Genomic DNA, 12,706 nt, shown 5'->3' on the forward strand with positions numbered 1-12,706 from the left:
AATTCGAACGGTAGAGGCGCGGGTCGGGAACGAGCGTAGGTTCTAGTGGATGCCGGCGCATTATAATAAAAATCATTCGCCGGCCACGTTGGTCGCGCCGCTTGCCGGGGCCGGGTCCACCAGCGCGATCCTGCGGGGATCCACCCCGCGGCGTGTGAGCTCGAACGCGGTGGTCAGGCCGATGATGCCGGCGCCGACGATGACGTGCTCGAAACTACTCACGACGCTTCCTCGAAATCCTTGACGATACCCGCCGCCATCGCGCGCGGGTCCTCAGCGTGCATGAAACCGCGGACCATCGCCACGCCGGCCACGCCCGTGGCGGCAAGCGCGGCGGCATCCGTGGCGTGTACGTCGCCGATCGCCACGACCGGTACCTGCGAGGCCTCGACCAGCGCCGGGTAGCCGTCGAGGCCAAGTGGGGCGCGGCCGGAGTCCTTCGTCGGGGTCGGGCGGAAGGGGCCCGCGCCGACGTAATCGATCACGTCGGCGTACGCGTTCGCCGCCTCCACCAGTGCGAGCGTGCCGGTGGTCAGTCCGAGGATCGCGTCCGGCCCGAGCAGTTCGCGCGCGGCGCGCGGGTCCATGTCGTCCTGGCCGATGTGCGCGCCGTGGATGTGGTGGGTGCGCATGAGGCGGGCGGCGAGGGGAACGTTGTCGTCGATAAGCACGCGCGTGCGCGGGTTCGCCGCGGCGACCGCATCGGCGACCTCGCACGCGAGACGCTCGAGGTCGGCTTTGGCGATCGGCTTGCTGCGCACCTGGATCACGCCCGCCCCGCCGGCCGCGGCTTCGGCGGAGACGCGCGCGACATCGGCGGTAGGCTGGCCCGTGACGAAATAGCAGCGTAGGTCGAGCGACTTAGGCATCGCGCACCACCCACGCGCGGTCGGCCTGGTCGAAGAAATCGCGCTCGTAGCGCGAGGCGACCGCACACGCGCGCACCGCCGCGTCCAGGGCGTCGGGGTTCGCCTCAAGGGTGGCCTCGCAGCGGTCGATCGCGCCGCGCACCGCCTCGTAGAAACCGTTGCCCGAGTAGGTGGCCAGCCAGTCGTGGTAGGGATGCGAGGCGTGGTTGTGCTCCGCGAGGCGCGCGCCGACCTCGTAGTAGAGCCAGTAGCAGGGCAGCACCGCCGCCTGCCCGATCGCCGCCGACTCGCCGAGGGCGGAGGCGAGCAGGAAATCGGTGTAGGCGCGTGTGACCGGCGACGGCAGCGTCTCGCGGCCAAGATCGGCGAGCCAGGTGCGTTGCATCTCTTGCTCGTCGGTGATCGCGGCGTCCGCATCCTTTGCCCACGCGCCGCCAAGCGCGTGCAGCGAGCGCGCGTACTTGGTCAGGTAGTAGGCGTCCTGCTCGAGGTAGAACATGAAGTCGGCGTGGTCGAGGGTGCCGTCGGCAAGCGTGCGGATGAACGGCAGCTCCATAATCGCGGTGAGGTACGGCGCCGAGGCGTCCCACAGCGCCTGGGTGTACGGGCCAGCAGGCGTGGCGAGTGGCGCGGTTGGTGGGGCGTCGATGCGCAGGAAGCGCTCGGGGTTGCAGCTGCCTTTTTTACCCAGCATCGCGTGGATAAGGACACGTACGCGGCCTTCGTGCGCAATCGCCTCGTACAGCCAGCGCGACGCCCACTCGGTCGCCGTCGGCGTATCGAAGCCGGCGCCCAGGCGCGTCGCCAGCGCCGAGGAAAAAGAGCAGCCCGTGCCGTGCGTGTTCTTCGTGTTCACGCGGCTCACCGACACGTGGTGCACGCGCTCGGCGGTCACCACGGCGTTGTCTGCGCGCGGGCCGGTGAGGTGCCCGCCCTTGACAATCACGGTTGTGTCCAGCTTTTTCGCCAGCCCCTGCGCCTGCGCGATCGCGGTGTCGAAGTCGGTGGCCGGGTCTTCGCCGGTGAGGACGGCGAGTTCGGGGAGGTTGGGCGTGATGATGTCGGCAAGCGAGGCGAGCTCGCGCAGCGCGACTTCCGCCTCGGGCGTCAGGAGCCTATCGCTTGACGACGCCACCATCACCGGATCCAACACCACCGCGGCCTCTCGTGCGTGTGTGGTGAGGAATTCGCGCACGACCTCGATGATTTCGGTGGTGCCGAGCATGCCGATCTTGATCGCGTCGATCGCCACATCATCGGTGACGGAGCGCAGCTGTGTGCGCAGAAAGTCGATCGGCGGGGTGAAAATCTCCTGCACACCGGTGGTGTTCTGGGCGACCAGCGAGGTCACTACGCTGTAGGAAAAGCCGCCGGCGGCCTGGATGGATTTGATATCGGCTTGGACGCCTGCGCCTCCGGTCGGGTCGGTGCCGGCAATCGTGAGGATGCGGGGCAGGGCAGGTGCATTCATGTGGGACATCCCTTCGCTAGGTTGAGCTAGAGCAGGTTCGACGGGTCTGATCTCAGCACCACTTCGGGGTGCACCCCGTGTCACATTGGTGACACTAGCACAGCGCGAATCCTGCCCTGCGCACGATCGCAGCGGCAAAAACCAGACCTATATTAGGCGTATGGATTGGGCTGCCGGTTCTCTTTTGAGCTGAAAGTGGAATGCTTCTCACAATCGCTTGTTTGTGCAGCGTGTGGGTGTTTATTGTGGGGGGGCATGATACTCGTAGACGCATTAATCGCCGGCGAAGTACCAGTCCGACATGGCGGCTGAAGTTGAGCGTAAGGACGCCGCGCTGCGTGAGCGTCTGCTCGGCGAGGAGTGATTTAGTCTTCGCCTGCGCGCCACTGGCGCCAGCGGCGGACGAGCCACCACAGTGCTGCGACGAACGCAGCAAGCACAAGGCCCGGCCATATCGATGGCTCGGGCCTTGTTACGTTGATGACGGCCTGCACCAGGGCGAGCAGGGTAAAGAACCCAACGAACCCAATCAGCGTCTGCCAGAGCAGGTCCTGGCGCTGTGAAGGCTGCTGCACTTTTTAGATACGGGGGACGAAGTTCAGACCCAGGTGCGGGGCCGCAAAGTAGAGCCACCCGGCCATGAGGGCGCCGAGGACCGCCAGCAGCCCAACCACAACTCCGGCGACCTCAAGCGCGTTTGCTTCTTCCTTGGTCACACCACCGTTTGCGGTGGTGTTGGTGGTGACGTTGGTGGTCACTGTCGTGCCGTTGTTATCGGCGTTGGTGTGCACCGTTGCGGTGGTTTCGGCGTGTGCCGTGCCAGTCATGCCGCTCAGTACCAGGGAGGATGCGAGTGCGGTTGCCGTCGCGATTCGGAGTGTGGTGTGGTGCATAGCTGCTCTTTCTAGGGGCGGGAAGTAATAAAGTGAATACAGCTTAATCTAGACATAAGAAAAATTTAAGTCAGCCCTTCACGCCGCCGGCTGTGAGGCCAGACACAATACGGCGCTGGAATACCAGCACCATGATGATCAGCGGAATCGTCACCAGCGAGCCCGCCGCCATAATCGCAGCGTACGGGTACTCGAAGGCGCTCGGCCCCGAGAATCGTGCAATTGCGACGGTGACAGGTTCAGTCGCCGTGGACGACAGCTGGCGCGCCAACATAAATTCATTCCAGGTGGTGATAAACGCCAGGATGGCCGTCGTGAAGATGGCCGGTGCTGCCAACGGCAGCAAGATGAGGCGAAATGCCTGGCCGCGGGAGGCGCCGTCGACACGCGCTGCTTCCTCGAGCTCCCAAGGAAGTTGCTGGAAGAACGACACCAGCGTGTAGATAGTCAGGGGGAGGGCGAATGAGATGTTCGGGATGATCATGGCACGGTATGTGCCGATCCACCCGAGGTCACCGAACAGCTGGAACAGGGGAGTGACAAGCGCAATGCCAGGGAACATCGAGGCCGCCAAAATAATGCCCGTGATGAATCCCTTGCCGCGGAAGTCCAGGCGAGCAAGCGCGTAGGCGGTGAACACGCCCACGGCGACCGCCAACGCCGTCGTCGCCAACGAGATAATCAGCGAGTTGAAAATCGCCCCGAGGAAGTCATTGCCGGCGTCCGTGGCCAGCGCGTCCCGGTAGTTCTCGAGGGTGACGTGCGTGGGCCACGGCGTGGTATCGAACGTGAACCGCTTGTCCCGCAGCGCCGTGATCACCATCCAATAAAACGGGGCGAGCCCCCAGAACATGATGAAGATGATGCCTGCGTAGTGGCCGAGTCGTTTCATCGCGCTGCCGCCTCCTTCTTCTCCTGCTTGCGCTTCGCGCGCCGGGCTTCACGCTGTTCGTTCGCGCCACCAACGTTCGCTCCGAGGAACCGCACCATGACGAACGCAACCGCGAAGATCAGCAGGAAGATGAGAGTCGACAGCGCCGAGGCCGAGTTGAAGTTGCCCTGACGCATATCCTCAACCACCAGCTGCGAAATTGTCGCGGTAGGGGAGTTCGAGGAGCCCGAAATCATGATGACCGGCAGGTCGTACATGCGCAGCGCGTCGAGCGTACGGAAGAGCACCGCCACCATGAGCGCTGGCCGCATCAACGGCAGGGTGATGCTGGTGAAAGTCTGCCATGCGGAGGCGCCGTCGACGCGCGCGGCCTCGTAGACATCCTTCGGAATCATCTGCAGGCCTGCGAGGATGAGCAGCGCCATAAACGGCGTGGTCTTCCACACGTCGGCGATGATCACCGCGAAGCGTGCCGCCCACGGGTCAGTTGTCCACGCCACGCTCGCGCCCAGCAGCGAGTTCACGATACCGCTCGGTGCGAACATGAACTGCCACAACTTCGCGGTCACCGCGGTTGGGATCGCCCAAGGGATGAGTACGGCCGCGCGGATCAGACCGCGGGCGCGCGACGGCCGGTTCATGATGATGGCCATCCCGATACCGAGCACTGTCTCCAAGGCGACGGTGACCACGGTGAAGAAGAGTGTCACCGACACTGCTGGCCAGAAGTCGGTCGCAAGCACGCCAGGAGGGCAGGCACCCACCACGCCCGACGGCGTCATACAGCGGTTCGACAGCCAGTACAAGTAATTATCGACGCCAGCAAAGCCACCATCGACGAACACTCCGGTAGAGGCGTCGAGGTGCCGGTTGGACTGGAATGAAAGCCATATTGCGCGGACGATCGGGTAGCCGATCACCACCGCCAACACCAGCAAGGCGGGCGCGACGAGCGCTGCTGCCTTCGTGGTATCGCGAGGCTTGGATGGAGATGTGCTCATCGCGGGCCTTTGCAAAGTAGACGGGAAGATGGAGATATACGAACTATAACGCCCGCCCGAACACAGTCCGGGCGGGCGTTCTGCTCATACGACGTATCGTATTAGGAAGCCTGCTTGATAGCAGCTGCCATGTCGGCGGTGGCGTCATCGACGCTCTTACCGGCGGTCAGTGCTGCGTAGGCGTTGTCCTGGATAGCCTTCGAGATCGCAGGGTAGAACGGGGAAACCGGGCGAGGCTGCGCGTTCTCCAGCGAAACCTTCAGTGCTGGCAGGTATGGGTGCTTTGCAACCAGCTCGGCGTCGTCGTAGATCGATGCGAGCACTGGTGGGAAGGATGCTTCAGCGAACGAGAGCTGGTTGTCTTCGTTGATGATGAACTCGATGAAGTCCTTCGCGGTCTGCTTGTGCTTGGAGTTGACGTTGATGCCGTTGTTGTAGCCACCGAGGGTGGAAACCCCCACGCCGTCCTTGCCAACCAGCGGCTGGACCTCAAAGTTCACGCCAGCTTCCTGGGCGTTGGTGTACATGTACGGCCAGTTGATCGCCAGGGCGGTGTTGCCCTCGGTGAACGCGAGGTTGGTTTCCTCCTCGGTTGCTGCCGTAGAGCTCTTGGCGATGACGCCGTCGTTGTACGCGTCAACGAGTGCCTGCAGTCCGGCCTTTGCGGCGTCGGACTCGACGGTTGGCTCGCCGGCGTCGTCAAGGACGCTGCCGCCCCAGCCGTTGATGAAGCCGAGCGTGTTGACGGTCAGGCCCTCGTACTGCTTGAGCTGGGTGGTCAGGCAGTCTCCCTCGACCTCCTTGCAGGCGGCAATGACGTCATCGAAGGTGTCAGGCGCGCTTGGGACCTTGTCGACGTTTCGGAACAGCAGCTGGCCGTTCGTGTTCTGCGGCAGGGCGTAGAGCTTGCCGCCGTAGGTCGCGGAGTCGACGGTGGACTGCAGCAAGCCGGAGGTGTCGATGGCGTAATCGCCCTCGAGTGGCTCGAGCCACTGGTTCGCTGCGAAGTCGGCCGTCCACACAACGTCGAGGGCCATCACGTCGTAGTCGGCGTTACCCGCCTGGAGGGACTGCACGAGCGTATCGCGCTGGTCGTCGGCCTCGCCGGCGAGCTCAGAGAGGGTGACCTGCTCATCTGGGTGAGCCTCGTTCCACTTCTCGATGATCGGCTTGAGCTTGTCCGTGTCATTGCGGCCCATGGCGAACGTGATCGGGCCGCGCTCCGCGCCGCCCTCGGAAGCGGAGGTGCCGGAGTCCTTGTTGGTGTCCGCTGCCTCGTTGTCAGAAGAGCAACCGGTCAGAGCTGCGCCAGCGAGCGCAATTGCACAGAGGGTTGCACCAGTCGTACGGAGTTTCATTCATCCGCCTTTCGTTGGGTCATTTGTGACTCGTGTGAATTCGGTGTCTTCAATCTAGTGAAAAACTGGACCCGGGCGCGCAGAAATCTGCCGAATTACCTACGAACGGGGGAGAAAACGGGGTTAAATGTCCGGTTGTATGTGGTTTACGTGTTCCGCCTGGGCGATGGCTGCGATCCTGTCTTTACCAGGTGTTTCCGCCCCGTCTGTCACCACGACGACCGAACCGCCCCCAGCCAGCGGGGCAAGTACGCGATGTTCGAATTCGTCGGCGCTGTTCCAACCGGCAATCAATACCCGTTGGGGGGAGGCGGGCTGCTCAGCCCCCTGAGGAGCTGCTTGTGACCACTGCGCGATGTCTGCAGTCTGTCCAAAGTACTGGTCGCCGTAGCTGCGCACCGTGGGACTGAAGTCCACGGTTCCAAGTGGCAACGTGCCGCCTGATTCGACGACGCCGCGCCCGAAGGGGTCCCTTGATACAACGACGCACTCGTCCGCATCAGCCCAGGTGTCGACGCGCTCCGCCACGGTAAACACGAGCGGGACATCGTCGCCTGTGCTCGCGAAGATCGGGCGACGCCCAATGTTGTAGGCGCCAAGCGCGATCACCGCAGCCTGCCAGGACACCGGAAGGTCGATCACGATGGGGTCAGAGCCCTCGAGGTCGAACTCCTCGTCCAGCAAGTTGCCCACTTTGCTCAGCCAGTTGTCCAGAGTCAGCGCGGAAAATTCTATGCGGCTGCCCTGTGACTCGTCGTAGACGGTCAGGCGTGGTGTGGCGGGGTCTTCCTGCAATAAGCGTGCCAGCATACTCATGGCAGCCAAGCATAGGTGGCCAAGCTAGTTCACGCAGCGAGGCCCTTGGCCGCCAGCGTCGATCTCCGGGCCCAGACTCATGCCGCTGATGTCGTCGCCAGGTGTGCCGACGGGCACATGCTGTTGGGCATCTTCCGGATCGACCTTCGCGGGGCCGTTGTAGTCTTCCGCGACAACCGCGATGATGCTGCCCGGTTCGAGAGCATTGTTCGCCGTGACTGGGACGCCGCCAAGCATCTCGGCGAGCTTGCGTGCTCGTGGGTCTTCGGGGTCGGCGGCGACCACCTGGGATTCCCAGTAGATTCCGTCCATTGCGTTGGATACATCGGAGACCGTAATGCCTGCGTCGGCCAACCACTCGCCGGTGGCGCGGGCTTGGCCTGGAACGGAGCCCGCGTTGAGGACGGAGACCTGCGCACCTGCAAAGTCTTCGGCCTGCTGGGGAGCTTGCTCCGGTTGGCTGTCCTCGGGGACCTGTTCCTTGGCTGCGGACTCCATGAAGCTGTGGACCTCGTTGATGTCCACGGTCACGATGGATTCGCCGAAGTCGCCGACACCGTTGACCGAGGTCACAGGGATGGTGGTGAAGGTGACGTTGCCGCCCGCCAGGCCGGACATCTGCTGGGCAAAACGCATCACGTCGAGGCTCTGGTCAAGAGTGACCGAGCGCTCCGCCGCGGTTGCCAAGTCGCGCAGTTTCGCTGGGCTTGTCAGCGTGCCTGCGGAGAGCACCTTCTGCACCAACGAGGCCATGTACGCCTGCTGGCGCACGATGCGGTCGAGGTCGCCGCGCGGCAGGTCGTGGCGCTGCCGCACGAAGGACAGCGCCTGAGCGCCGTCGAGCGTTTGCTGCCCGGCAGGGAAATGTGCGCCGGAGAGTGGCTCGTCGACCGCGGCGTTGAGGCAGACGTCCACCCCGCCAACCGCGTCCGTAAGAAGGACGAAGCCGAGCAGGCCTACCTGCGCGTAGTGGTCTACTTCCACGCCGGTGAGGTCATTGATGGCGTCGATAAGCCCGAGCTGGCCTGCGCGTGCAACCTCTTGCTCGAGTGCCGGGCCCTCTGGCTTGCCCGCGGCGATGAGCTCCTCGCGTTTGGCGGCGGCGTGCGCACCGTAGACACCATTGATCTTCATGTTTCCGTAGTCGTCGGTGTGTACGTACGTATCGCGCGGGATGGAAACTGCCGTGGCCCGCGAACCGTCGTCGGGCACACGGATAATCATGATGGTGTCCGTGTTGATCTCACCGTCGGCGACACCCGCGTTGAGGTGCGCCAACTCGGACTCGCTCAAAGGGTTGCCTTGGGCGTCGGTGCGGGAGTCCGAACCGACCAGCAGGATGTCCATCGCGCCGTCGATCTGGTCCTTGTCGCTCTGCCCACGTCCCGCGTTAATCCGCAGCTCAGAGGCGCTGAGCTGATTGCTGACCCTGCCGACAGTGAAGTAGCCGACGGCCGACACCGTCAACGCAACGGCAGACAGCACCGCAAGGGTTGTCTTCACAACCGGGTGCCCCAACTGCGAGATGTCACGCATCTGCGATGGGGCGGGCTGGATGTCGCGCGCAGGCCTCAAGGAGTCAGTCACAGGGCGCAATTATACAGGGTGCGAAAACAACAAAAGACACGTGCGTGGGCGAGTTCAAGATGCTTCTCACACTTTTGGATGGGTAAGCTGATTCGCATTGTGTACATGAAGGCTGGCCGAGAGGACCGATAGGAGGGGCAGGCAGCTATGACAGCTCCACTCGCCGTGGTGGCGGTGACGTACTCGCCAGGCAAGCACTTGGCGCAGCTCATCGCTTCGCTTGACGACGCCACCGAGGGTCAAACACTGCTTATCTGTGCAGATAACGGCTCTACCGACGGTGCCCCGGAGGCTGCCGCACGTGAACACGACAACGTCGAACTGCTGCGCACCCGCGGCAACATCGGGTACGGCGCTGCGATCAACGCCGCGGTCCGGGAGTTGCGGCCACGCCGCGAGCGGGGAGAGATCAACGGTGACTACTTCTTGATCTCCAACCCGGACGTGGTGTTCCAGCCGGGAAGCGTGGACACGCTGCGCGCCTGCATGGACGCGCTACCGGAGGCGGGCGCCGTAGGGCCGCGCATTGAGGACTGCGAGGGCAACCTGTACCCAAGTGCGCGAGAGGTGCCGGGCATCATTACCGGCGTGGGGCACGCCTTGTTATATGAGGTGTGGCCGTCCAACCCATTTTCTGCCTCGTACAAGGCGGAGCAACACATGGATCACCAGCGCAGTGCGGGCTGGCTCTCCGGGGCGTGCCTGCTCGTGCGGTGGGACGCCTTCGACGTCATTGGCGGGTTCGACGAGCGCTACTTCATGTACCTCGAGGACGTTGACTTCGGAGACCGCTTGCGCCGCGCCGGATGTGAGAACGTGTACTGCCCTTCCTCGGTCATCGTGCATGACCAGGGCCATGTTGCTAGCAAGTTCCAGCGAGTCACGGTGCCGGCGCACCACACTTCCGCATATCGTTTCCAGTCTGACCGTCACCCGCACTGGTGGCAGGCCCCGCTGCGCGCGCTGCTGTGGGTCGGTTTGAAAGTGCGGGCGGCACTGTTTGTTTCGCGCAGTAAATAAGAAGAACGCTTTGAAAGGATTCCACGTGAATGCATCCCGCACCGTGACCCCGGAGAATACCGACGCGGTCATTTTGGTTGGTGGTCGCGGCACGCGCCTGCGTCCGTTGACGGTGAGTACCCCGAAGCCGATGTTGCCGACCGCAGGGCACCCGTTCCTCTCGCACCTGCTTGCGCGGATCCGCCAGGCGGGGATGCGCCACGTGGTGCTGGGGACGTCGTACCGCGCTGAGGTGTTCGAGGAGTACTTCGGCGACGGGTCCGACTTCGGTCTTGAGATTGAGTACGTTGTCGAAGAGGAGGCGCTGGGTACCGGGGGCGCGATCCGAAACGTTGCCGACAAGCTGCGCTTCGACAACGCGATGGTGTTCAACGGGGACGTGCTGTCCGGTGCTGACCTGAGCAAGATTTTGAACTACCACGCTGAGAAGGACGCCGACGCGACCTTGCACCTGGTCCGCGTACCCGATCCTCGCGCGTTCGGTTCCGTCCCAACCGACGAGGACGGCAATGTGCTTGCGTTCTTGGAGAAGACGGAGGATCCGCCGACAGATCAGATTAACGCTGGGTGCTACGTGTTCCGCCGCGAAGTCATCGAGCAGATCCCGGCTGGTCGCGTGGTCTCTGTCGAGCGCGAGACGTTCCCTGGTTTGCTTGAGTCGGGCGCGAAGATGGTCGGCTACGTGGATACCTCTTACTGGAGGGACATGGGTAGGCCGTCGGATTTCGTGCAGGGCTCCTCGGACGTGGTGCGCGGTATTGCGTACTCGCCGCTGCTGGAGGGCCAGACCGGTGAGGCGCTTATCGACGAATCCGCTGGCGTCGCGGGTGGTGTCATCTTGATGGGCGGCACCGCGGTTGGACGCGGCACGGAGATCGGCGCTGGGTGTCGCGTGGATGACAGCGTCATCTTCGATGGGGTCACCATTGAGCCCGGTGCCGTGATCCGCGATTCCATCATCGCCTCGGGCGCCACGATTGGCGCGAACTCGCGTATCGACGGCTGCGTGATCGGAGAGGGCGCACAGATTGGGGCGCGCTGCGAGCTGCAAGGCGGCATGCGAGTGTGGCCTGGTGTGACGATTCCGGATTCGGGAGTGCGCTTTTCCCCAGATGCGTAAGCGACACGCCGTATGGGTGGAAATTCTGGCTGGTTAGTAAGGGGTAGCCAATTCGCCTACCACATGTAGTACCCCCGTGCTGCACCCCCGTTTCTAGCCCCCTGTGACTGTTGTGACTCGTGTGACTGATGGCGTGCAATTCTTGCGGAAAAGGTCAAGGTTTCACCCCGATAGCTTGCACCTATTTAGTGGTTCGGTGTGTAATCGCATGAGTGCAAGGGTCAGTCGTCGCACCCCTCAAGCGGGTAGACGACGCAGCTGGCCGAAACGAAGAACGACGGAGAAAGGGGACGGCGTGGAAGACATGGCGAATGGTGCTGACATCCGTGGCGTAGCCGCGGTCGGCATGAGCTTCGATGAGCTGTTCGGTGCCGTCGAGCAGGAATGGCAAGATCAAGCGCTGTGTGCTCAAACCGATCCCGAGGCGTTCTTTCCGGAAAAGGGTGGCTCGACTCGCGAGGCAAAGCGAATTTGCAAAGCGTGCGCCGTGCGCGATGAGTGTCTCGAGTTTGCGCTCGAGCATGACGAGCGCTTTGGCATCTGGGGTGGCCTCTCGGACCGTGAGCGCCGCCGCTTGAAGAAGCAGATCGGCTAAACGCCTGCACTACCAGGGAAAGTCTGAATCGATATCCCGCGGGTCCAGGTTGATATACGAAGCAACAAGGGCGGTCAGTACCCAATGAATGAGGGCTGACCGCTCTTCTGCTGTTTCGGTGCGCTGCTCAATCGGGCGGCGAAACAGCACAAAGCGCGCCCGGGTGGGCACCCCGTAACGGTCCACGCCCGCCTGCAAGATTCGGCCGAGTGGGACGGGGCCGTCGGCAACAATCTCATCGCTGAAGCGCGCGACGTCGGGGCTTAGGCGCATCCGGGGGATCGTATCGACGGCTAAGTCCACCGTTGCCAGCTGCTCAAAGTACGCGTTGTGCAGCGGTGCGTACGTGTCCAGTACTAGCTGATCGAACTGCGCGGAGCGGGTTCGATAACGCGGAACGCCAACGGGCAGCAGCGGGCCGCGGGCCCCACGACCGTGGCGGTCCCGCGCGGTCCGAAGGTGGTGAGTTGGCGCGTTCATGCACCCAGATTCTAGAGATGTTGCCGCTGCACCGGGCATGGCGCGCCGGGGCCGTACTACCAAAATCTCAAGTTGGGGTTTAGGCTTAGACGGCGTGAGTACTTTCCGTCGGTGTTGTCGTCCTGGTTGTGGCAGGCCTGCTGTGGCCACGCTGATTTATGCCTACTCGGAATCGACAGCAGTAATCAGCCCGCTCTCGCCGAACCCCGAACCCCATGCGTGGGACCTTTGTGAGCGCCACTCGGCGCACATCACGGCTCCCGTTGGCTGGGAGCTCGTGCGAGTAGAGGCCGTCGATATCTTTGACGACGAAGCCCACGCCCTCGAGGACGAGGAGCTCACGGCGCTGGCGCAGGCCGTCCGGGAGGCGGGCCGGGTGACCACCGGGCTGGTGGACAACGGCGGAGATCCAATCGAGTACGAGGCCACCAAGGACTTTAACGACCCGTCGACTTCGAACCACCCGGTGCACCGCACGAAGCGGATCGAGGAGCACCTCGCCGCGGAGAAAGATGCGCGGCGTTCCCACCTCCACGTGGTCCCTGACCCAGCCGAAGCCACTGAAGACGCCGAAGATACCGGCGAGGAGCACAGCAACTAAGAT

Annotated in this window: 15 protein-coding genes and 1 riboswitch; of the genes, 4 read left to right on the forward strand and 11 right to left on the reverse strand. The window is 63.3% G+C overall.

The features are described 5' to 3' along the window. Positions 1–72: 72 nt before the first annotated feature. From BQ4436_RS11655 to BQ4436_RS06220, 10 genes are all read right to left on the reverse strand, one after another. The gene (locus tag BQ4436_RS11655) at positions 73–222 is read right to left on the reverse strand and encodes an FAD-dependent oxidoreductase (protein ID WP_083329462.1); all 150 of its coding nucleotides are present in this window, start codon (positions 220–222) and stop codon (positions 73–75) included. Next, a complete protein-coding gene (locus tag BQ4436_RS06180; RefSeq protein WP_070975906.1) occupies positions 219–869 on the reverse strand; it encodes a thiamine phosphate synthase in 651 nt (216 codons plus the stop codon). Before BQ4436_RS06180 ends, BQ4436_RS11655 begins: the two co-directional genes overlap by 4 nt. After that, on the reverse strand, positions 862–2,340 hold the full coding sequence (locus BQ4436_RS06185) for a bifunctional hydroxymethylpyrimidine kinase/phosphomethylpyrimidine kinase (RefSeq protein ID WP_070975907.1): 1,479 nt from the start codon (positions 2,338–2,340) through the stop codon (positions 862–864). The genes BQ4436_RS06180 and BQ4436_RS06185 overlap by 8 nt, the downstream gene beginning before the upstream one ends. Continuing rightward, positions 2,332–2,428: riboswitch (TPP riboswitch) on the reverse strand. (Overlaps the previous gene by 9 nt.) A 277-nt stretch (positions 2,429–2,705) precedes the next feature. After that, the gene (locus BQ4436_RS06190) at positions 2,706–2,915 is read right to left on the reverse strand and encodes a PEP-CTERM sorting domain-containing protein (protein ID WP_070975909.1); all 210 of its coding nucleotides are present in this window, start codon (positions 2,913–2,915) and stop codon (positions 2,706–2,708) included. 3 nt (positions 2,916–2,918) lie between these two features. Next, positions 2,919–3,233, reverse strand: a complete 315-nt coding sequence (locus BQ4436_RS06195) for a hypothetical protein (RefSeq protein WP_070975911.1) — start codon at positions 3,231–3,233, stop codon at positions 2,919–2,921. 70 nt (positions 3,234–3,303) lie between these two features. After that, positions 3,304–4,125 carry a carbohydrate ABC transporter permease gene (locus tag BQ4436_RS06200; protein ID WP_070477701.1) on the reverse strand — a complete coding sequence of 274 codons (822 nt, stop codon included), beginning with the start codon at positions 4,123–4,125 and terminating at the stop codon, positions 3,304–3,306. After that, a complete protein-coding gene (locus tag BQ4436_RS06205) occupies positions 4,122–5,126 on the reverse strand; it encodes a carbohydrate ABC transporter permease (protein WP_070975912.1) in 1,005 nt (334 codons plus the stop codon). The genes BQ4436_RS06200 and BQ4436_RS06205 overlap by 4 nt, the downstream gene beginning before the upstream one ends. A 101-nt stretch (positions 5,127–5,227) precedes the next feature. After that, a complete protein-coding gene (locus BQ4436_RS06210) occupies positions 5,228–6,484 on the reverse strand; it encodes an ABC transporter substrate-binding protein (protein WP_070477704.1) in 1,257 nt (418 codons plus the stop codon). Between the two features lie 123 nt (positions 6,485–6,607). Then, positions 6,608–7,300, reverse strand: coding sequence for a TIGR03089 family protein (locus BQ4436_RS06215; RefSeq protein ID WP_070975914.1), 693 nt, complete (start codon positions 7,298–7,300; stop codon positions 6,608–6,610). A gap of 24 nt (positions 7,301–7,324) precedes the next feature. Further along, a complete protein-coding gene (locus tag BQ4436_RS06220) occupies positions 7,325–8,887 on the reverse strand; it encodes an LCP family protein (protein ID WP_083329463.1) in 1,563 nt (520 codons plus the stop codon). A 147-nt stretch (positions 8,888–9,034) separates the two neighbouring features. Here BQ4436_RS06220 and BQ4436_RS06225 point away from each other — a divergent pair, with 147 nt between their 5' ends. The 3 genes from BQ4436_RS06225 to BQ4436_RS06235 all read left to right on the forward strand — a co-directional run bounded on the left by BQ4436_RS06225 (position 9,035) and on the right by BQ4436_RS06235 (position 11,622). Continuing rightward, positions 9,035–9,907 (forward strand): glycosyltransferase family 2 protein, encoded by an 873-nt coding sequence (locus BQ4436_RS06225; RefSeq protein ID WP_070975916.1) that lies wholly within the window; start codon positions 9,035–9,037, stop codon positions 9,905–9,907. Positions 9,908–9,932: 25 nt separating this feature from the next. Continuing rightward, the gene (locus tag BQ4436_RS06230) at positions 9,933–11,027 is read left to right on the forward strand and encodes a mannose-1-phosphate guanylyltransferase (protein WP_252930919.1); all 1,095 of its coding nucleotides are present in this window, start codon (positions 9,933–9,935) and stop codon (positions 11,025–11,027) included. A 304-nt stretch (positions 11,028–11,331) separates the two neighbouring features. Continuing rightward, positions 11,332–11,622, forward strand: a complete 291-nt coding sequence (locus BQ4436_RS06235) for a WhiB family transcriptional regulator (RefSeq protein ID WP_305083192.1) — start codon at positions 11,332–11,334, stop codon at positions 11,620–11,622. A 9-nt stretch (positions 11,623–11,631) separates the two neighbouring features. Here the strand turns inward: BQ4436_RS06235 and BQ4436_RS06240 are convergent, their stop codons facing one another. Further along, positions 11,632–12,102 carry a metallopeptidase family protein gene (locus tag BQ4436_RS06240; protein WP_070362954.1) on the reverse strand — a complete coding sequence of 157 codons (471 nt, stop codon included), beginning with the start codon at positions 12,100–12,102 and terminating at the stop codon, positions 11,632–11,634. 37 nt (positions 12,103–12,139) lie between these two features. On the opposite strand from BQ4436_RS06240, the gene BQ4436_RS06245 reads away from it, so the two are divergent. Then, on the forward strand, positions 12,140–12,703 hold the full coding sequence (locus tag BQ4436_RS06245; protein WP_083329464.1) for a DUF3499 domain-containing protein: 564 nt from the start codon (positions 12,140–12,142) through the stop codon (positions 12,701–12,703). Positions 12,704–12,706 lie beyond the last annotated feature (3 nt).

The organism is Corynebacterium sp. MC3, assembly GCF_900099485.1.
Classification (GTDB): Bacteria; Actinomycetota; Actinomycetes; order Mycobacteriales; family Mycobacteriaceae; genus Corynebacterium; species Corynebacterium pseudogenitalium.